19 protein-coding genes and 1 pseudogene are annotated in these 18,122 nt (G+C 67.1%); 9 read left to right on the forward strand and 11 right to left on the reverse strand.

What is annotated here, in order from left to right; translation table 11 throughout:
- Positions 1-49: 49 nt before the first annotated feature.
- The 6 genes from AADH62_RS09560 to AADH62_RS09585 all read right to left on the reverse strand — a co-directional run bounded on the left by AADH62_RS09560 (position 50) and on the right by AADH62_RS09585 (position 6,810).
- Complete coding sequence (locus AADH62_RS09560) at positions 50-337, reverse strand: WXG100 family type VII secretion target (RefSeq protein ID WP_341579298.1); 288 nt, start codon at positions 335-337, stop codon at positions 50-52.
- A gap of 133 nt (positions 338-470) precedes the next feature.
- Positions 471-2,231, reverse strand: coding sequence for a HAMP domain-containing sensor histidine kinase (locus tag AADH62_RS09565; RefSeq protein WP_341579299.1), 1,761 nt, complete (start codon positions 2,229-2,231; stop codon positions 471-473).
- A 19-nt stretch (positions 2,232-2,250) separates the two neighbouring features.
- Entirely contained in the window at positions 2,251-2,943 is a 693-nt protein-coding gene (locus tag AADH62_RS09570; protein WP_341579300.1) for a response regulator transcription factor, read from the reverse strand.
- Between the two features lie 169 nt (positions 2,944-3,112).
- On the reverse strand, positions 3,113-4,768 hold the full coding sequence (locus AADH62_RS09575; RefSeq protein WP_341579301.1) for a DNA repair helicase XPB: 1,656 nt from the start codon (positions 4,766-4,768) through the stop codon (positions 3,113-3,115).
- A 41-nt stretch (positions 4,769-4,809) separates the two neighbouring features.
- Entirely contained in the window at positions 4,810-6,543 is a 1,734-nt protein-coding gene (locus AADH62_RS09580) for a helicase-associated domain-containing protein (protein WP_341579302.1), read from the reverse strand.
- Positions 6,544-6,810, reverse strand: coding sequence for a multidrug ABC transporter ATPase (locus AADH62_RS09585; protein ID WP_341579303.1), 267 nt, complete (start codon positions 6,808-6,810; stop codon positions 6,544-6,546). It lies immediately after the preceding gene.
- Positions 6,811-6,918: 108 nt separating this feature from the next.
- On the opposite strand from AADH62_RS09585, the gene AADH62_RS09590 reads away from it, so the two are divergent.
- From AADH62_RS09590 to AADH62_RS09600, 3 genes are read left to right on the forward strand one after another with little or no spacing between them, the layout of a single operon-like run.
- Positions 6,919-7,299 carry a cold-shock protein gene (locus tag AADH62_RS09590; RefSeq protein WP_341579304.1) on the forward strand — a complete coding sequence of 127 codons (381 nt, stop codon included), beginning with the start codon at positions 6,919-6,921 and terminating at the stop codon, positions 7,297-7,299.
- Positions 7,283-7,861: a DUF3027 domain-containing protein gene (locus AADH62_RS09595; protein WP_341579305.1), complete on the forward strand. Its 579-nt coding sequence runs from the start codon at positions 7,283-7,285 to the stop codon at positions 7,859-7,861. Before AADH62_RS09590 ends, AADH62_RS09595 begins: the two co-directional genes overlap by 17 nt.
- A 9-nt stretch (positions 7,862-7,870) precedes the next feature.
- The gene (locus AADH62_RS09600) at positions 7,871-8,278 is read left to right on the forward strand and encodes an NUDIX hydrolase (RefSeq protein ID WP_341579306.1); all 408 of its coding nucleotides are present in this window, start codon (positions 7,871-7,873) and stop codon (positions 8,276-8,278) included.
- On the opposite strand, the gene AADH62_RS09605 is transcribed toward AADH62_RS09600, so the two are convergent.
- Positions 8,279-9,766, reverse strand: a complete 1,488-nt coding sequence (locus AADH62_RS09605; RefSeq protein ID WP_341579307.1) for an SDR family NAD(P)-dependent oxidoreductase — start codon at positions 9,764-9,766, stop codon at positions 8,279-8,281. It lies immediately after the preceding gene.
- Positions 9,767-9,837: 71 nt separating this feature from the next.
- A complete protein-coding gene (gene serC, locus AADH62_RS09610) occupies positions 9,838-10,944 on the reverse strand; it encodes a phosphoserine transaminase (protein ID WP_341579308.1) in 1,107 nt (368 codons plus the stop codon).
- Between the two features lie 101 nt (positions 10,945-11,045).
- On the opposite strand from serC, the gene AADH62_RS09615 reads away from it, so the two are divergent.
- The 3 genes from AADH62_RS09615 (at position 11,046) to AADH62_RS09625 (ending at position 13,710) form a co-directional block, all read left to right on the forward strand.
- Positions 11,046-11,747: a metal-dependent transcriptional regulator gene (locus AADH62_RS09615; RefSeq protein ID WP_341579309.1), complete on the forward strand. Its 702-nt coding sequence runs from the start codon at positions 11,046-11,048 to the stop codon at positions 11,745-11,747.
- Positions 11,748-12,001: 254 nt separating this feature from the next.
- A complete protein-coding gene (locus tag AADH62_RS09620) occupies positions 12,002-12,898 on the forward strand; it encodes a M23 family metallopeptidase (protein ID WP_341579310.1) in 897 nt (298 codons plus the stop codon).
- 314 nt (positions 12,899-13,212) lie between these two features.
- The gene (locus AADH62_RS09625; protein ID WP_341579311.1) at positions 13,213-13,710 is read left to right on the forward strand and encodes an HNH endonuclease; all 498 of its coding nucleotides are present in this window, start codon (positions 13,213-13,215) and stop codon (positions 13,708-13,710) included.
- 3 nt (positions 13,711-13,713) lie between these two features.
- Here the strand turns inward: AADH62_RS09625 and AADH62_RS09630 are convergent, their stop codons facing one another.
- Positions 13,714-14,214 (reverse strand): MarR family winged helix-turn-helix transcriptional regulator, encoded by a 501-nt coding sequence (locus tag AADH62_RS09630; protein WP_300590803.1) that lies wholly within the window; start codon positions 14,212-14,214, stop codon positions 13,714-13,716.
- A gap of 50 nt (positions 14,215-14,264) precedes the next feature.
- On the opposite strand from AADH62_RS09630, the gene AADH62_RS09635 reads away from it, so the two are divergent.
- Positions 14,265-15,335, forward strand: a complete 1,071-nt coding sequence (locus AADH62_RS09635) for an EamA family transporter (RefSeq protein ID WP_341579312.1) — start codon at positions 14,265-14,267, stop codon at positions 15,333-15,335.
- Here AADH62_RS09635 and AADH62_RS09640 read toward each other — a convergent pair.
- Positions 15,301-15,744: pseudogene (locus AADH62_RS09640) on the reverse strand (RNA polymerase sigma factor); the annotation flags it as partial. The gene AADH62_RS09635 and the pseudogene AADH62_RS09640 overlap by 35 nt on opposite strands.
- The gene (locus AADH62_RS09645; RefSeq protein ID WP_341579313.1) at positions 15,708-16,370 is read right to left on the reverse strand and encodes a hypothetical protein; all 663 of its coding nucleotides are present in this window, start codon (positions 16,368-16,370) and stop codon (positions 15,708-15,710) included. The gene AADH62_RS09645 and the pseudogene AADH62_RS09640, both read right to left, overlap by 37 nt.
- A gap of 156 nt (positions 16,371-16,526) precedes the next feature.
- On the opposite strand from AADH62_RS09645, the gene AADH62_RS09650 reads away from it, so the two are divergent.
- Complete coding sequence (locus AADH62_RS09650; RefSeq protein WP_341579314.1) at positions 16,527-17,084, forward strand: cysteine hydrolase family protein; 558 nt, start codon at positions 16,527-16,529, stop codon at positions 17,082-17,084.
- Positions 17,085-17,296: 212 nt separating this feature from the next.
- The gene (locus AADH62_RS09655; RefSeq protein ID WP_425355666.1) at positions 17,297-18,121 is read left to right on the forward strand and encodes a hypothetical protein; all 825 of its coding nucleotides are present in this window, start codon (positions 17,297-17,299) and stop codon (positions 18,119-18,121) included.
- The last annotated feature ends 1 nt before the right edge of the window (position 18,122 follow it).

Here is an 18,122-nt window from a genome sequence, read left to right on the forward strand (position 1 = left end):
GCCGAAGGCCCCTCCCATGTGGAGGGGCCTTCGGTCGTTTCTGGTGCGATCAGCGGAACAGGCCGAGGGTCATCTGCTCGGCATCCGCGTACTGGTGCCCTGCGGTCTCCAGGGCGACCCCGATCGCGCCCAGGGCTTGTTCGACCTGCGCGTTGGCTGCGCACCACTGGTCGATGACGCCGGCGAAGGCAAGCGATGCCGCGCCGGTCCACTGTGATTGCAGGCCGGTGAGCTGGGCGAGCATGGTATGCGTCTCGGCGCGAACGCGGTCTGCGGTGGCCCGCACACCAGCCGTTGCGGCAAGGACCGCGTCGCTGTCGACGGAATAGATGGCCACAAGAACCTCCGGGTGTCGTGAGTGTGGACGACACGCTACGTCGTGACCCGAAAGGAATCGCCAGCCGACGCTCACGCTCGTACATGCCACCGATGTACATGTCCTGGGGAGGAACCCTTCGAGGTGGGCGAGCTCAGGCCGGGGGATCGCTCCGCAGGTCAGACGGGAGGCGGTCCAGCGGCTGCGTTTCGAGGAAGGCGTGATCGGCCGGGTCGAGGTGCCTGGCGAGAGGGAAGCCGACACGGAAGGTCGCGCCGCCACCGGGGGTGTCCATCACCCGTACCGAGCCATGCAGCGATTCCACGATCGAGGCGACGATCGAGAGCCCGAGCCCGGATCCGCCGGTCTCTCGCGTGCGTGACGTATCGGCGCGCCAGAACCGCTGGAAGATCTTGTCCTTGATCTGATCCGGCACTCCCTCACCGTGGTCGACGATCTCGATCCAGCCCGACTGCGCCGCGGCATCCACTCCGATGCGAAGCTCGATAGGGGAGTCCTCAGCGGTGAACCGGCGAGCGTTCCCGATGAGGTTCGTGATCACCTGACGGATGCGGTTTTCCTCGCCGAGCACGATCGGGGGGAGCGCAACGGGCGCCGACGACGACGGCCCGAGATCCAGGGGCCCGATGACGATCTGCTCGGTGGTCGGCGCCGTGCCGCGCGCGTCCCTCGGGCGGCGACGCAGCAGGATGGAGCCCGCGCGGCTGAAGGCGGACCGCGGCCGTTTGGGTGTCTCGAGGGTGTCGGTTTCGGTCTGCGGCGGACGCGGCTCGGTCGGTTCGACGATGGTCGTATCGATCACAGCCACAGGTCTTTGGGGAGAGGCAGCGCGAACATCGAGCGCGGCATCCCGGGCAAGCGGTCGCAGGTCGACCGGGGCGAACTCGATGTCTCGGCGCTCATCGAGCCGGGCGAGGGCGAGGAGGTCTTCCACGAGCAGGCCCATGCGCATGGCCTCTTTCTCGATCCGTTCCATCGACTGGGCGACGTCGTGGTCGGTGCGGATGGCTCCCATCCGGTACAGCTCGGCGTAGCCACGAACCGTGACCAGCGGCGTGCGCAGCTCGTGCGAGGCGTCGCCGACGAACCGGCGCATCTGGCGCACCGTGGCATCTCGCTGCGCGAGCGCGGCGTCGATACGGCCAAGCATGGCGTTGATCGCGGTCTTGAGCCTGCCGACCTCGGTGGCGGGGGCAATGTCGGTCATGCGCTGGCCGAAATCGCCGGCCGCGATTTCCATCGCCGTGTTCTCGACCTGGGTGAGGCTCCGGAACGCGAGCGTGACCAGCAGCCGGATCGCGATGGCGCCGAGCACGATCGTGATGACAGAGAGGATGCTGTAGATGCCGAGATAGGTGGCGAGGGTCTGGGTCACCGTTGTCAACGGAACTGCGATTATCTGCGTGTAGAAGACCGTGGTGCCCTTGACTTCGATGAGAGCTGATGCCGCGCGGAACTCTGTGCCGGGGATCGTGCCGGGGATCGTGAACGGTTCCTGCTGCTGGGTTACAGAGGTCTCGGTCGGCAGGTATTCGGTGGGAAAGTCGGGTTCATTGATCTGTCGTCCGCCGCCGGCGCTTGCGATGAAGTCGCCATCCTGGTTGTAGATGGCGACGAAGTAATCGGTCGGAACTGACTCGGCCTTCGGGACGAAGGCGGGATCAGCGAGAAGGTCGATGTCGAACAGTGCGCTCACGCCCGCCCCGGCAAGCTGCGACACCTGCGTGTCGACGCTCGCCAAGAGTTGGCTACGCAGGAACACCGTCGTGCCGATGCCGGTCGCGATGAGCCCGAGAGCAAGGATCGACACGGCAACGCCTGTCACCTTGGCGCGCAGGCTGAGGCTGCGCCACCACCCGGTGACGGCGTCGGTCTTGTCGGTCGTGCTGCTCACGCCAACTCCGACGGATGCCTCACGCCGACTTGCCTGCCTTCAGCATGTAGCCGAATCCGCGCTTGGTCTGGATGAGCGGCTCGGAGGAGTACGGGTCGATCTTGCGTCGCAGGTACGAGATGTAGCTCTCGACGATGCCGGCATCCCCGTTGAAGTCGTACTCCCAGACGTGGTCGAGGATCTGCGACTTCGAGAGCACCCGGTTCGGGTTGAGCATGAGGTAGCGCAGTAGTTTGAACTCTGTCGGGCTGAGGTCGATCGAGACATCCCCGACCGAGACGTCGTGCGTGTCCTGATCCATCGTCAGCTCGCCGGCGCGAATGATCGACTCTTCGTCGGTCTGCATCGTGCGACGCAGGATGGCCTGGATGCGCGCGACGATCTCATCAAGGCTGAACGGCTTGGTGACGTAGTCGTCTCCGCCGGCGTTCAGACCCGTGATCTTGTCTTCTGTCTCGTCCTTGGCCGTCAGGAACAGAATCGGTGCGGTATACCCGGCGCCGCGCAGTCGCTTGGTGACGCTGAATCCGTTCATGTCCGGCAGCATGACATCGAGCAGGATGAGGTCGGGTTCCTCTTCGAGAACTGCCGAAATCGTCTGTGCGCCGTTGGCGACTGCCTTGACCTGATAGCCCGCGAACTTCAGGCTCGTCACCAGCAGGTCTCGGATGTTCGGCTCGTCGTCGACGACGAGGATGCGGGGTGCGCTCATGCCCCCATTATCGTGATGTCGCCGGTGCGGATGCTGGATATCGCGCGGATCGGCGGTTTCCGTCCTCCTGAGCGTCGGAAGAATCCGCGGCGCAGGACGTTTCAGGCAGGCATCCACCTACCTTGGCGAGATCGCCTACCTCCGGAAGATGGATGCCGGGCGAGGCCGCCTACGCGGCGAGTTTGTCGGCATCCAGGATCGTGTAGCTGTAGCCCTGTTCGGCAAGGAACCGCTGCCGGTTCTGGGCGAAATCCTGGTCGACCGTGTCGCGGGCGATGAGGGTGTAAAAGCTCGCCGTGTTCCCCGACTGCTTGGGGCGCAGAAGCCGACCGAGGCGCTGTGCCTCCTCCTGCCGTGACCCGAACGAGCCCGACACCTGAATGGCGACGGATGCCTCGGGCAGGTCCACCGAGAAGTTCGCGACCTTCGAGACCACGAGCACCGGGATCTGCCCCTCACGGAAGCCGCGGTAGAGCTCCTCACGCTCATCGACCGGGGTGGCGCCCGTGATCTGCGGGGCGTCCAGCGCCTGCGCGATCTCGTCGATCTGGTCGAGGTACTGGCCGATCACGAGGGTCTGCTCGCCGGCGTGCCGGGCAACGAGGTCCTTGACGACCCGGATCTTCGCCGGGGCGGTGGCTGCGAGCCGGTAGCGTTCGTCATCAGCGGCCGCCGCGTACTCGAGCCGTTCGCCGGCAGGAAGGTCGACGCGCACCTCGTAACAGGCGGCGGGGGAGATGAAGCCCTGCGACTCGATTTCCTTCCACGGGGCATCGAACCGCTTGGGTCCGATGAGGCTGAACACATCCCCCTCGCGGCCGTCTTCGCGCACGAGCGTTGCCGTGAGACCGAGGCGGCGGCGAGCCTGCAGGTCGGCAGTCAGCTTGAACACGGGAGCGGGCAGCAGATGCACCTCGTCGTAGACGATGAGACCCCAGTCCAAAGCGTCGAGCAGCGCGAGGTGCGCATACTCTCCCTTCCGCTTGGCGGTGAGGATCTGGTAGGTCGCGATCGTGACCGGCTTGACCTCTTTGGCCTGCCCCGAGTACTCGCCGATCTCTTCGGGTGTGAGGCTCGTGCGCTTGAGAAGCTCGTCGCGCCACTGCCGGGCGCTGACCGTGTTGGTGACCAGGATCAGCGTCGTCGTCTTGGTGTCGGCCATCGCGCCGGCTCCCACGAGCGTCTTCCCCGCGCCACAGGGGAGCACGACCACTCCCGAACCGCCGTCGGTGAAGGCATCCACTGCTTGCCGCTGGTAGGGCCGCAGGTGCCAGCCCTGCTCGGCGAGGTCGATCGGATGCGGGGTACCCGGCGTGTACCCGGCAAAGTCCTCGGCGGGCCAGCCGATCTTCAGCAGCTCCTGCTTGATTTGTCCGCGCGCCCAGGCGTCGATGACGTAGGTGTCAGGGGAGGGGCGCCCCACCAGCAGTGGCTGGATGCGCTTGTTCTTCGTGACCTCGGCCAGCACCGCGGCATCCGTCGACCGCAGCACGAGGGCAGGCTCCTCGGATCCGTCGACGGTGTCGCGCTCGATCACGAGGCGTCCGTAGCGGCCGACGGTTTCGCGGATGTCGATCGCGACCGACGGTGGAACCGGGAACCGTGTCCACCGGTCCAGGGTGCCCAGCATGTCTTCGGCGGTGTGCCCGGCTGCCCGTGCGTTCCAGAGGCCGAGCCGTGTGATGCGGTACGTGTGGATGTGCTCGGGGGCGCGCTCGAGTTCGGCGAAGATCGCGAGTTCGTGGCGTGCGGATTCGGCATCCGGATGTGCCACTTCCAGCAGCACTGTCCGGTCGCTTTGCACGATGAGGGGGCCGTCAGCCATAGCGGTCCAGTCTACCCGCGGGGTGGCGGTGCGGACGGCCCTCAGGCAGGCGCGACGTTCACGATGGTCGAGATCGGGAGGGTGCGCTCGACATCCGCGCCCCGGTCTCTGCCGCGGAGCCGGCCACCGCCGAGCCCCGTAGCCTCCAGCGTGAAGGTGCGGGTCTCGGCGGCGCTGATCTGTGCCGTGACCACGATGATCGACTTCGTGCGCACCGCCTGCTCGAGTTCGCGCTCAAGCCAGGCGGCGTCGCCGTCGCCGCCCGAGGCGCGCAGCGACCCGATGAGACGCGCGTAGACATCGCCCGCCGGTTCTGCTGACGCAGACTGCGCTGCGGTTCGGCGCCGGAGTGACTCGGGCGCTCCGTGCTCGTCGAGCGCGACAACGGGGTAGCGGGCATCGGCCAGCGCCCAGAACAGGTGGTCACGCCCGACGCGGCTCACGAGCACATCGCCGTGGCGCACCAGGCCGACGGGGCGCAGGGCCTGGTCGATGACGACGAGATCGAGCAGGTGCGCATCGCTGCTCTCGACGATCGTGTTGGGGCTCGCGGCATCCGAGCGGACTGTGATCGAACCGTGCCGGGAGGCTGTCGTTTCGATGACGTAGTCCAGCGGCTGGGGAATCCCCGTGAGCGACAGCTTGCGCAGAAATTCGCGGATCGACTCGGCGCTCTCTCCGTCGGTGAGGCCAGCCCCGATCGACTCCGCCGTGAAGCGGTATGTCGAGGCCTGCGCGCGGGACTCGCGCCGCGCGATCCTGCGGAGGCGCAGGTCATGCCGCGGGGCAAGAGGGCCGGGAGCGACAGCTGTCAGATCCGCTTGCAGGTAGATCCGGTCGATTTCGGCCGGAAGGGCATCGCGTAAAGCATCAGTGTCGAGAGCTGTGCCCTCGACGAGGCCACGCGACCACGGTGGAACCGCCCCGTCTGGCGTGAGAATGCCCCACCGCTGCGCCGTCTGCCGCAGCGCTGCCGCCCGCGCCGGCCATTCAGGGCTCAGTGGGTACATGCCCGTCCAGCCCGCAGGGTCGAGGACTCCACCCTGTGGGGTGCGCAGGCCGGCCGGGAGACTGCGGCGATAGCCATCGGCGATTGCAGTCCATCGGGCGACGGTGCCGCCATCCAGCCACTGTTCGCCCGTGGCGGTGACCACGAGCTCTCGTCCGATCGGCGTGAGCAGCCCTGCTGCCAGGCCTGCGGCAATCAGATCGTCGAGGTCTTCGGGCGCGCTGATCGCGCCAGATTCGGTGAGGCGCTTGCGGTCTGCGGCGCTGACTGCGCCTGCGCCGGTGAGGGTCAGCGGTACGTGCAGGGCCGCCAACAGTACGTCGGCCAGCGATGCGGATGCCGTGAAGATCCGCTCTGCGGCGCTCGCGGTCTCGGCTGCCGACGCCGTGGCGGGCCCGCGGGACCCGCTTGCGGTCTCGGCAACGTCGGCGGGCGGATCCGGAAGACCGGAGGTGCTCGAGAGCGCAGCGATTCGTTCCCGCACCGGGGCGTAGATCTCGCCGCCAGGGCGTGCCAGTCCCCAGGTCACGATGGTCTCGGTGGCGACATCCCCGGCGCCGGCGGCGACGAGCGCGGCCAGTTCGCGACGATCGAGCCGTGCCAGCGCCCGGTCTATCGACGCTGAATCGAGGAGCGCTTCGGCGGCATCGAAGAAGTCGCGCCAGGATGCCGCGGGTGAGACGCCACGCAGGGTGAACAGGTCTGCGAGGGCGTTGTCATCGAGCGATGCCAGCCAGGTGGCGAGGGTTCGCTCGTCGCCCGCCATCTATTCGCTCCGGTTCGCCCGCGCCCTTCGCACGAACGTCATGATCAGCACCGTCAGCAGCATCGCGAACGCGAGGATCGGGGCGATGTAGACGATGATGCCGACAGCGGGCCACAGGCCGGTGCTGAAATCGGCGTGCGACGCGGAGCCGATGAGAATCGCGAAGAACGACAGAACCGAGAGCGCGAGCAGTCCGAGAGACATCGACGCGAGCACGCGGTCGATCGTGCGAACCGGAAGGTCGCTGCCAGGGCTACGCGTGCTCATCCGCCCCAGACTACTCCGTCGCGGTGCTCTAGGCTTAACCGCGGGATCGATCGGTCCCTGCGTCACTCCTGCCGCCCCGCTGCGGCGCCGTTCAGAACGAGGTTTCCCATGCCCACCGGCAAGGTCAGGTTCTACGACGAGGAAAAGGGCTTCGGCTTCATCTCCTCCGACGAAGGACAGGATGTCTTCCTTCATGCCACCGCGCTGCCCGCTGGGGCGACGGTGAAGGCTGGCACGCGCCTCGAATTCGGTATCGCCGACGGAAAGCGCGGCCCGCAGGCGCTGTCAGTGCGGGTGCTCGAAGCGCCCGCCAGCCTCGCCAAGCGCTCCCGCAAGCCCGCCGACGACATGGCGATCATCATCGAGGATCTCGTGAAGCTGCTCGACGGTGTGGGCGGGGACCTGCGACGCGGTCGCTACCCGAGCGGTGCACACGGTGCGAAGGTCGCCGCCGTGCTGCGCAAGGTGGCCGATGAGCTCGACGCCTGACCCGACGCTGGTTGCCGCACACGACCTCGCCCTGGCGGCGCTGCACGAGATCACTCCGGCGGCCACCGTCGGCCCCGCAGCCGGCTACACCGTCGAGCCCGACGGCGTCGTCTCGCTCCGGTTCGAGACGACGCTGCGAGGCTACCCGGGGTGGTTCTGGACGGTGAGCGTCGCGCGGGTCGACGAAGAAGAACCCACCGTTCTTGAGGCTGAGCTGCTGCCCGGCGACGAGGCGCTGCTCGCACCGGAATGGGTGCCGTGGGCGGTGCGCCTGGCTGATTACCAGGCTGCTCAGGCGGCGCTTGCTGCCGAGACGGCATCCGGTGATGAGGATGACGACTCCGACGAGGCCGACGAGGACGAGGACACCGACGACGAGGACGACGACCTCGATGATGTCGATGATCTTGATGCCGACGACTTCGACGAGGACGGGTCGCGGCTCCTGCACAGCGGAGACGTCGACGGTGTCGATATCGATGAGCTCGATGACGACTCGAACGACGATCTCGACAGCGGTGACCTCGACAGCGGTGACCTCGACAACGGTGACGAGGACTAACCTGCGGGGATGACTTCGGATGCCATTGCCCCGCGCCGCATTCATGTCTCGGCCGCGGTGATCACTGACGCCGAAGGGCGGCTGCTGCTCGTGCGCAAGGCCGGGACGACGGCGTTCATGCAGCCCGGTGGCAAGCCAGAGCCGAATGAGACCCCGGCCGAGACGCTCATGCGCGAGCTCGCCGAAGAGGTGGGCCTCCGGGTTGACTCCGACGCCTTGGAGGCGCTTGGCAGCTTCGCGGCGAGTGCGGCCAACGAACCGGGCTTCGAGGTCGTCGCCGACGTTTTCCGCGTCGACATCGGCGATCAACGGCCCGAACCGGCTGCCGAGATCGCCGAGCTGCGCTGGGTCACCGCCGGCACGGCATCCGGGATCGAGATTGCCCCGCTCGCCCGCGAGTACTTTCTGCCCGCCTGACTACCAGGAGCCCTTGCGGTAGTCCTTCAGGAAGATGCCGAACAGGTCTTCGCCGGCCTCGCCGCGCACGATCGGGTCGTACACGCGCGCCGCCCCGTCAACGAGGTCGAGCGGGGCATGGAAACCCTCCTCAGCAAGGCGCACCTTGGTGAAGTGCGGCCGCTCGTCAGTGATCCAGCCGGTGTCGACCGCGGTCATCAGGATGCCGTCGGTCTCGAACATCTCGCGCGCGCTGGTCCGGGTGAGCATGTTCAGTGCGGCCTTGGCCATGTTGGTGTGCGGGTGGCCGGGGCCCTTGTAGCCGCGGCCGAACACGCCCTCCATCGCGGAGACGTTGACGATGTACTTCCGTCTCGCGCTCGATGCAGCCATCGCCGAGCGCAGGCGGCTCACGAGCAGGAACGGCGCGGTCATGTTGGCCAGCTGCACCTCGAGCATCTCGAGGGGCTCGACCTGGTCGACGTGCTGGGTCCAACTGTTGATGCGGTCCTCGTCGGGGATGAGTCCGCCTGCGTCGATCGCGGTGCCGGTTTTCAGGCGTTCGATCGACGCGGAGCCGGCCGCCAGCGCCTCCGCGGTGAGTTCATCGGCCGTGCGCGCGGCTGGAGCGAGGATCGGATGTGCGGATACCGACTGCGCGAGTGCGAGGGGATGGGCGTCGTTGGTGTGCCCGAAGGTGACGAGCTCAGGCAGAGGTCCATCGGGAAGCGGGGCAAGCTCGGCCTCCACCAGGGGTCTGTAGGCCCCCGGTGAGCGACGCACGGTCTGGGCTGCGTTGTTGATGAGGATCTCGAGCGGACCATCGGATGCCACCGAGTCAGCAAGGCCGATCACCTGGGCGGGGTCGCGCAGGTCGATGCCGACGATCTTGAGGCGGTGGATCCAGTCGGCGCTGTCGGGCAGCGACGAGAAGCGGCGCACGGCGTCGCGCGGGAAGCGCGTGGTGATCGTGGTGTGGGCGCCATCGCGCAGCAACCGCAGCGCGATGTACATCCCGATCTTGGCGCGGCCGCCGGTGAGCAGTGCGCGTTTGCCGGTGAGGTCGGTGCGTGCATCGCGCTTCTCATGGCTCATCGACGCGCAGTCTGGGCACAGCTGATGATAGAAGGCGTCGACGAGCGTGTAGTCCTGCTTGCAGATGTAGCAGGCGCGTGCCTTGATCAGCTCGCCGGCGAACGGCATCGAGGTGCGGGCAGCGAGCGGGATGCCGCGCGTCTCGTCGTCGATACGGTCGGGGGCGCCTGTCGCGGTGGCAGCGACGACCGTGCGGTCGGCCTCGGCGATGCGCTTGCGCTTCTCTTTGCGCGATTGCCGCTTGACGTCCTTGTAGAGCTTGCTGGTCTGGTGGCGTAGGGCGATGTAGGCCGGGTCTTCGGGGTCAAGCGAGGAAGCGGCGTTGATGACGCGCAGTGCGATCTCGAGTTCGACCGGATCGATGGATGCCGGCTGCTCGGCATCGCGGCCAGGGTTCAGCAGGGTTTCGGGCACGAGGCAGTGTATCGGGGCGCTGCTGGACGCCAGGTGGGGCCACGCTCGTCGCGAGTCTGGGCGGGGGCGCCCTAGAGTCGGTCGGCGGTGTATTCGATCGCCCCGATGAGCCGGCGCACGTCGTCCTCCTCGATGGAAACGAAGGTCGCAATGCGCAGCTGATTGCGCCCGAGCTTGCGGTACGGCTCGGTGTCGACGATGCCGTTCTCGCGCAGGCTCTTGGCGATGGCTGCGGCATCCACGCTCTCGTCGAAGTCGATCGTGACGACGACAGGCGAGCGGTCAGCGGGGTTCGTGACGAACGGCGTCGTGTACGCCGTTGCCTCGGCCCACGCGTACAGCGCCGCCGACGTGGCAGCGGTCTTGGCCCCGGCCCAGGCGAGTCCGCCGTTGTCGAGGATCCACCGCACCTGCTCATCGAGCATGAGGAGGGTTGCTACCGCCGGGGTGTTGAGAGTCTGGTTCAGTCGCGAGTTGTCGATCGCGTTCTTCAGGCTCAGGAACTCGGGGATGTAGCGGTCGGATGCCGCGATCCGCTCGATCCGTTCGATCGCTGCCGGAGAGACCAGGGCGTACCAGAGCCCACCGTCGGAGCCGAGGTTCTTCTGCGGCGCGAAGTAGTAGACATCGGCCTGGGCGGCGTCGAAGTCGATGCCACCCGCGGCGCTCGTCGCATCGATGACTGTCAGCGCACCAGAGTCAGCGGTGACGCGGGCGATGGGAGCAGAAACGCCCGTCGAGGTCTCGTTGTGCGGCCACGCGTAGACATCCACACCCTCGACCGGTTCGGAGACACCGCCGGTGCCCGGCTCGGTCTTGCGGACATCCGGTGCCTCCAGCCACGGTGCTTTCGCGGCGGCGGCGAACTTCGAACCGAACTCCCCGAATGCCAGATGCTGGCTGCGACGCTCGATGAGGCCGAATGCTGCGGCATCCCAGAATGCTGTCGATCCGCCGTTACCGAGGATGACCTCGTACCCCTCGGGTGCGCGTAGCAGCTCGGCCAGCCCTTCGCGGGTGCTCCCGACGAGGTTCTTGATCGGGGCCTGTCGGTGCGACGTTCCCAGCAGAGAGGCCCCACGCGTGACGAGAGCCTCGAGCTGAGCGCCACGGACCTTCGAGGGTCCGCAGCCGAATCGGCCGTCAGCGGGAAGCAGTTCTCGGGGCAACTCGACCATGTCCTGATTCTAGGGTTGCGCCGAGGGAGGCCCGGACCGGGGGCCGGGGAAAAGGCTAGGCTCGTCTTACCCCCACGAGGATGCAGACACGAGGATCCCGCATGACTGATCTCATCGACACGACGGAGATGTACCTTCGCACGATCCTCGAGCTCGAAGAAGAGAACATTACTCCGCTTCGGGCGCGGATCTCCGAGCGACTCGGGCACTCCGGGCCGACGGTTTCGCAGACGGTCGGACGCATGGAGCGGGACGGTCTGGTCGTCGTCACCGAGGATCGGAGCCTTGAGCTCACCGACCTCGGACGCCAGAAGGCCATTGATGTCATGCGCAAGCACCGCCTCGCCGAGCGGCTGCTCTCCGACGTCATCGGACTCGACTGGGCTTACGTGCACGATGAGGCGTGCCGGTGGGAGCACGTCATGAGCGAACAGGTCGAGCGCCGTCTCGTCGAGTTGCTCGATCACCCCACCGAATCGCCCTACGGGAACCCGATCCCCGGGCTCGACCAGCTTGGTGACGTCCCGGCACTGACCTTCGAGTCCGGTGTGGTCGGGCTCGTTCGAAAGCTCGACGCCGCCGGGGAGCCGATCACGGGAACGATCCGTCGGCTCGCCGAACCCGCCCAGGTCGATCCCGAGTTGCTGCAGCAGCTCAAGGGAGCCGGGGTGCTCCCCGGGGCGCATGGGAGCTATCGCTACAACGAGGGATACGTCCTGGTTGAGATGGACGGTTCCGACGAAGGCCTTGAGCTGCCTGTCGAGGTAGCCGGTCACATCTTCCTCGTCGACGACCACGCGTGACGACGGGGCCCGAGGGGCGACATCCGTTCCTCCACACCGCGCGATCACGGGTTATCTCCGGCCGCCAGCGTGACATGTTCGTTACCTTCGGGTAGCCTCGTACAGTCCGAGCGAGTCCAGCACGACCTCGGACCCCGATCGAATTGCCTCGCGGCTCGTCATTCGAACGGTGAACCCGTGATCGAGCGGAGCGCAGCTTCCGCACCGAAACGTGACGAGCCGGCGCTCCGGCGCAGAGGCGCCGGAGGACTTAGTTGGCTGAAGAGAACGATTCGACCCCGGTGGATGCCGAGGGCGCGACGACCAGGAAAACTTCGCGTCTTGCTCGCATCCGTCGCGGAGGCGTGGACAAGCCCGCAGTAAAGCCCACACCCGCGGCATCCGTGGCCCGCCCCGCACGAAAGGGCCCCAAGGCCAGCCCCCGAGGCCCGGTCCGGAACATCGCCACCCTCGCGATCGTCGGTGGTCTCGTGGCCACTGTCGCCCTGCCGGCGTATGGCGCCTTCCAACAGACCGACGAGTCAGTCACCCTGCAGCAGGTTGCCGAAGGTGACGCTCAGTCGATCGTGATCGCGTCCGATGCGACGACGACTGACCTCAACCGGGAGAGCTACTCGGCGACGACGCCCGAAGAGATCGAGAAGAAGAAAGCCGAAGAAGCGGCGGCCGCAGCAGCTCGTTCCGCAGCGTCGCTCGCTTCCAGTTCCGCATCCGTCAACATCAACATGGTGGCGCCGGGCTCGGGTGCTGTGCGCTGGCCCGTTGCGAGCTTCCACAGCGACTGGGCGATCAACGGATTCCGCACCCCGACGCGTCCGAACCACAATGGCCTCGACATGCTCAACTCGGGCGGAACGCCGATCTTCGCAGCGGCGGACGGCATCGTACGCGCCGCGCAGGATGGCCTCGGCGGCTACGGAAACGCCGTCGTGATCGACTCGGTCATTGGTGGTCAGGTCGTGACCACGCTCTATGCGCACATGATGTGGGGAAGCCGTACCGTCGAGGCTGGCCAGACAGTGTCTGCCGGTCAGATGATCGGTCTGATGGGTCAGACCGGTTCGGCAACCACGACGCACCTGCACTTCGAGGTGCGAGTCGGCGGCGCGCTCGTCGACCCCATGGCGTGGCTGCAGGCCAACGCTGGCTGACCAGCTGTCCGTTCTTCGACACGCTACGTTCCGTTCACCGCCGTTGCGCCTCGGGCGCTGTGAGGTGCATTACCCTGGTCGCGACGTGTAAGAGAACGGGAGAGAGTCCGATGGGCAGCACACCGCGCAGCCGAACCACGGTTGCACTGGGGCGCCTCGTCCTTCGGCATCATGTTCTCGGACACCGCAGCTTCGCTGTGGTTCCAGGGCGCTGTCTGTAGAGACAGCGCCTTTTTTCATGCCTTACGCCCTCTGACCACGTCGAACGTCGAAGAATCCCGGGAAGCCGTCTCGGGCCGTTCGAGAGGACAGCAATGCGCACTCTGGTGTTGAATGCGGGCTACGAACCGCTGGCCGTCGTGTCGTTCAAGCGGGCGCTCGTGCTCGTCATGAACGAGAAAGCCACCGTCATCGAGCACATCCCGGAGGATCCGGTCTGGGGGACGGATGGTGCGCACGATCGGCCCGCAGTCATCCTGCTCAGCCGCTACGTTCGGGTTCCCGGCGGACGCACGATTCCGGTGACCCGTCGCGGGGTGCTACGCCGTGATGCGCATCGCTGCGGATACTGCGGCAGGTCCGCATCCACGATCGACCACATCTTGCCCCGCTCGCGAGGCGGCGTTGACTCGTGGGAGAACCTCGTGGCGTGCTGCCTCAAGTGCAACAACCTCAAGAGCGACCGCACACCCCAGGAGATGGGGTGGGAGTTGCGTCTGACGCCCGGGGCGCCGCGCGGAGCGCAGTGGACGGTGCGGGGGACCGATCGCACCGACCCGTCGTGGGAGCCCTATCTCGCGCTCGCTGCCTGACTCTTACGCGGGCTGCTCCAGGATGCCGAGCCAGCGGCGCAGGATCGGCTCGAGTGTTTCGGCATCCGCCCCCAGTTCCTCGATGATCCGGTGCTCGCCGGCCATGTGCGCCGTGAATGCCTCGTCGATCAGGGCGAGTCCGGCATCCGTCAGGCCGATGAGCCTGCCGCGCGCATCGGATGCCTCGGGTCGGCGCTCGACGAGGCCGCGGGCGATCAGGCGATCGACGCGTTTGGTGAGGCCGCCGCTGGTGACCATGGTGTGGTCGGCAAGCTCGCCCGCACGGCGCTGGTAGGGAGCGCCGGCCCGTCGCAGGGTCGCGAGGATATCGAACTCCGCGGAACTCAGGCCGAAGCTCGCGTAGACCTCGTCCAGGCGGCGGTCCAGGAGCAGTCCGATGCGGTGCAGACGCCCGATGACGCCCTGGGGGAAGGTATCGATGTCGGGGCGCTCGCGGTGCCACTCGGCCTGGATCTGTGCGACGCGGTCGGAGGCGGCATCCATGGATTCACGATACGGGAACAAATCTTCCACGGAAGGCCTTATTAGCTTCCATGGAAGATAAATCCGGGCGGTGGCTTTTGCTGACCGCGATCGCCCCCATCGCCTGGGGAAGCACCTACTTCGTCACGCGGCAGTTCCTGCCCGCCGACGCTCCGCTGTGGGGTGCGCTGTTTCGTGCCCTGCCCGCGGGCCTGATCTTGTTGCTGATCTCGTGCCGCCTGCCACACGGAGCGTGGTGGTGGCGCGCCGCGGTGCTCGGCATCCTCAACGTCGGCGGCTTCTTCGTGCTCGTCTACATCGCCGGCCAGCGCTTGCCCTCGAGCGTTGCGGCGACAGTAATGTCGGCCTCAGCTGCCGCCATGATGCTGCTGGCGTGGATGCTGCGCCGTCAGCGGCCGCGTGTGCTCGCGGCCATCGGTGCGGGGATCGGGCTCGCCGGGGTCGCGCTGCTGGTCGGTGTGGGCGGGGAGCCGGTCGACGGCTGGGGGCTGGTCGCCGCATTCGGCGGCATGATCTCGTCCTCGCTCGGGTTCGTGCTGACGGGCCGGTGGGGCAACGAGATCCCCGGGCTCACGATGGCATCGTGGCAGCTGACCGCCGGTGGGCTCATGCTGCTGCCGGTCGCGCTGATCGTCGGCGGCCCGCCGCCCGCGCTGACGCCGACCTCACTCGTCGGGTTCGCCTATCTCTCGCTCGTGTCCACAGCGCTTGCCTTCGCCGTCTGGTTCGCGGGTCTGCGGCGCCTGCCCGCCGCGACCGTCGGCCTCGTCGGGCTGCTCAACCCCGTGACCGGCGTGGCACTGGGCGTCTTCCTGGCGGGGGAGCCGTTCGGTGTGACGCAGGTCGCGGGGCTCGTGCTCGTGCTCGTGCTCACCGGGATCGTGCTGGGCGCGGTGACGCCGCGGTGGGCGCACCCTCGGGAGGGGATGGCTCCTCGGGAGGGCGCGGATGCTGCATCCGTCCTCCCGAGTGACCAGATCCTCCCGAGTATGCGGGTGAAGGTGCCGGTTCAGGTGGATGCTCCCGCAGGGCTTCGCGCAGCAGTTCCTTCGCCCGCGAGTAGCGACTCCGCGCCGTCGACGCCGGAATCCGCAACAGCCTCGCCGCATCCTCGATCGTGAGATCGTCCCAGTGCACGAGCCGGATGAGTTCTGCCTGAGCTGCGGGTAGGGACTCGACCGCACGGCGCACGTCGAGCCCGGCATCCGCCCCCGCCGCCGGCGCCTGATCGAGCGTCTCGATGAGGCGCCGGGTCAGGTCGTCTCGGGTGCGGATGCTGCGCCAGTGGTGTCGCTGCACGTTACGCGCCACCCCGAACAGCCACAGGCGGGCTTCGTCGATGGCGGCTGGCATCCGGCGGCGGGAGCGCCACGCCTGTAGGAGTGTTTCGCTCGTCAGGTCCGCGGCGTCCTCTTTCGACGCGACCCGGTGGAGGAAGTACGCAAGGATCCGCGGCGCGTACTCCGTGAGCGCGGAGCGGGCGTCGTCATCGGTCACGGCGCGGGGCTCTCGGTCGGATCGGTCGAGCACTGGGTCTCGCTACTGCTTTCCACGCCATTGGACAATTCGGAGGGCCACCGGGCGAGCAGAGACTCTGCGAGTGCCCCGGAGACCTTCAGGGCAAGACTCTCTTGGAGGACCTCAGCGTCCGTCACTGAGGGGTCCGGCTGCGGTCCATATACGAGCCGTACGTCGTAGTCCGAGACTTTGGCTCCTGCGATCAGCGTCGGGAGATCGTCCGGTCGATCGAGCTGGAGAAGCCGCGCTGCGACGTGCTCGGCGTCCGGCGCCATATTTGCGATGTCTAGATCGGCAAGGTACGCGCGAGCGGCATCTTGGATTTCCTGTGTCGGGAACTGATCGGACTTGAAGCGCGTCTCGCAGGTGCCGATGAAGTTGCCATTGACATCCGTCCACGTGCGGGTGAACGAGATGTCCGGATCGGTGATGTTCCAGGGCGCCCAGCCGCCAGCCGCCATTGCGCCGCCGCCGACGAGCACGAGTGCTGCGCCGACGCCGATGGCGGGTCCGAGGATGCGACGGCGTCGCGGCGTGGGGCGTGTGCGTTCTGCCGCGAGCGCGGTCACCGCCGCGACGATCGCAGGATCGTCGGTGTTCACGCGAGCGTGCCGCAGCTTCTCGTCGAGATCGTCCATGGGCACTCTCCTATCGTCGAGGATCCGCCGGTGGCGGGTTCACAGAGCACATGCCACGGTGAGGGTGTTTCGTCCATGTCAGACGAGAATCCGCTGATTTCGGCCAAGATCTGACTGCGTCGGTTCGGTGTCGACGCGGCGTGGTGGGATGTGATCATGACGCGCGCGCTCGTGGTGATCGATATGCAGCGGGGCTTCGATGACCTCGACTTCTGGGGTCCGACGGCAAATCCCGACTGCGAGGCGAATGTCGCACGACTGATCGACGCTTTCGCGGGGGAGCCGGTGGTTGTCGTACGGCACGACTCTCGGCATCCCGAATCTCCGTTGCATCCATCCAACCCAGGCAACGCGCTGGTTGATGCCGTGGCGAACGCGGATGCCGCGGTGCTGGTGACCAAGAACGTGAACTCTGCGTTCTATGGCGAGCCCGACCTGCATGGGTGTCTGCAGGAGCGGGGGATCGATGAGCTCGTGCTGTGCGGCATCCAGACCAACATGTGCGTTGAAACCACCGCTCGGATGGCGGGGAACCTCGGCTACGACGTGACCGTCGTGCTGGATGCGACGCGCACGTTCGATCTCGAAGAAGAGATCCCGGGGCTCGGTGTCGTGCGCCGGTCGGCGGCTGAGCTCATGGCCGGAACGGCACTCGTGCTGCAGGGTGGCGGCTTCGCGCGTATCGCCACCACTGCCGAGATCATCCCGGCCTGAGGTCTGAACCTTCAACCCTGCCTTCAAGGTTAGAACAAAGTATCTATTCTTGATCGTTATGTCGGAGGGATCCGGTTCTGTCGGATCATTTGGACTGGATCCTCCGACGGAAGAGATAAGCTCCGACGTACCTGAGGTTCAGATGTCGGATGCCTCACGTATCGTGCTCTCATCGCATTGACGCATTAGAACATGCGTTCTAACCTGTGGGAGTGAGGGCGATCATGGGAGCACAGCGCGCGGAGGCCATCGCCGACGTCCGTGACCGGCTGGCCGAGGTGCATCGCCTCCGCGCGAAGGTCGAGCAGGTGCAGGGTCGATCCCTGGATGCTCCGGCCTTGCCGGCCTATCCGGCGCTGTCGCGACTCCTTCCCGGTGGCGGCTTGCGACCCGGGTCGGTGTACACGCTTGCTCCGGGTTCGGCATCCGTCTCGCTCCTGCTCGCCCTGCTCGCGCCGCCTTCGCAGGCGGGCTCCTGGTGCGGGGTCGTCGGGATGCCGCACCTGGGCGCCGAGGCCGCCGAGCGGCTCGGGGTGGATCTGTCGCGGCTCGTGATGATTCCCGACCCGGGCTCGCGGTGGCTCGCGGTGGCGGCGACGGTCGCCGAGGTTCTGCCCGTGGTTGCGGTGCGCCCGCCGGGGCGGGTGTCGGATGCCGATGCCGCCCGATTCGCGGCACGCCTGCGCGATCGAGATGGTGTGCTGCTCGTGCAGGGCCCGTGGCCGCAGGCCGAAGCGTCGCTGTCGGTGAGCGACCCGGGCTGGAGCGGGCTCGGTCGCGGGCACGGATATCTGGATGCGCGAGAGGTCACCGTCACAGTGGCAAGTCGGCGGCTGTCGACCCCCCGACGAGGACCCGTGCTGCTCCCGGCTCCTGGAGGGGTGGTCGACGCTGCTCGAGGGACTTCTCCCGCAGTGCGCGGCGCAAGTGAGCGGGAGGCGTTGTCGGTTCGGGAGGTCTTGTCAGTTCGGGAAGCCCTATCTGTTAGGGAAGCCCTATCTGTTCGGGAAGCCCTATCTGTCCGGGAAGCCGGGTGAC

The organism is Microbacterium schleiferi (assembly GCF_038150145.1).
GTDB classification, from domain to species: domain Bacteria; phylum Actinomycetota; class Actinomycetes; order Actinomycetales; family Microbacteriaceae; genus Microbacterium; species Microbacterium schleiferi_B.

Excerpts from the sequence above, each read along its gene's own strand:
- AADH62_RS09570 (WP_341579300.1), bottom strand. The coding sequence starts at position 2,943 with ATGAGCGCACCCCGCATCCTCGTCGTCGACGACGAGCCGAACATCCGA.
- AADH62_RS09575 (WP_341579301.1), bottom strand. The coding sequence starts at position 4,768 with ATGGCTGACGGCCCCCTCATCGTGCAAAGCGACCGGACAGTGCTGCTG.
- AADH62_RS09580 (WP_341579302.1), bottom strand. The coding sequence starts at position 6,543 with ATGGCGGGCGACGAGCGAACCCTCGCCACCTGGCTGGCATCGCTCGAT.
- AADH62_RS09585 (WP_341579303.1), bottom strand. The coding sequence starts at position 6,810 with ATGAGCACGCGTAGCCCTGGCAGCGACCTTCCGGTTCGCACGATCGAC.
- AADH62_RS09590 (WP_341579304.1), top strand. The coding sequence starts at position 6,919 with ATGCCCACCGGCAAGGTCAGGTTCTACGACGAGGAAAAGGGCTTCGGC.
- AADH62_RS09595 (WP_341579305.1), top strand. The coding sequence starts at position 7,283 with ATGAGCTCGACGCCTGACCCGACGCTGGTTGCCGCACACGACCTCGCC.
- AADH62_RS09600 (WP_341579306.1), top strand. The coding sequence starts at position 7,871 with ATGACTTCGGATGCCATTGCCCCGCGCCGCATTCATGTCTCGGCCGCG.
- serC (WP_341579308.1), bottom strand. The coding sequence starts at position 10,944 with ATGGTCGAGTTGCCCCGAGAACTGCTTCCCGCTGACGGCCGATTCGGC.
- AADH62_RS09615 (WP_341579309.1), top strand. The coding sequence starts at position 11,046 with ATGACTGATCTCATCGACACGACGGAGATGTACCTTCGCACGATCCTC.
- AADH62_RS09625 (WP_341579311.1), top strand. The coding sequence starts at position 13,213 with ATGCGCACTCTGGTGTTGAATGCGGGCTACGAACCGCTGGCCGTCGTG.
- AADH62_RS09630 (WP_300590803.1), bottom strand. The coding sequence starts at position 14,214 with ATGGATGCCGCCTCCGACCGCGTCGCACAGATCCAGGCCGAGTGGCAC.
- AADH62_RS09635 (WP_341579312.1), top strand. The coding sequence starts at position 14,265 with ATGGAAGATAAATCCGGGCGGTGGCTTTTGCTGACCGCGATCGCCCCC.
- AADH62_RS09645 (WP_341579313.1), bottom strand. The coding sequence starts at position 16,370 with ATGGACGATCTCGACGAGAAGCTGCGGCACGCTCGCGTGAACACCGAC.
- AADH62_RS09650 (WP_341579314.1), top strand. The coding sequence starts at position 16,527 with ATGACGCGCGCGCTCGTGGTGATCGATATGCAGCGGGGCTTCGATGAC.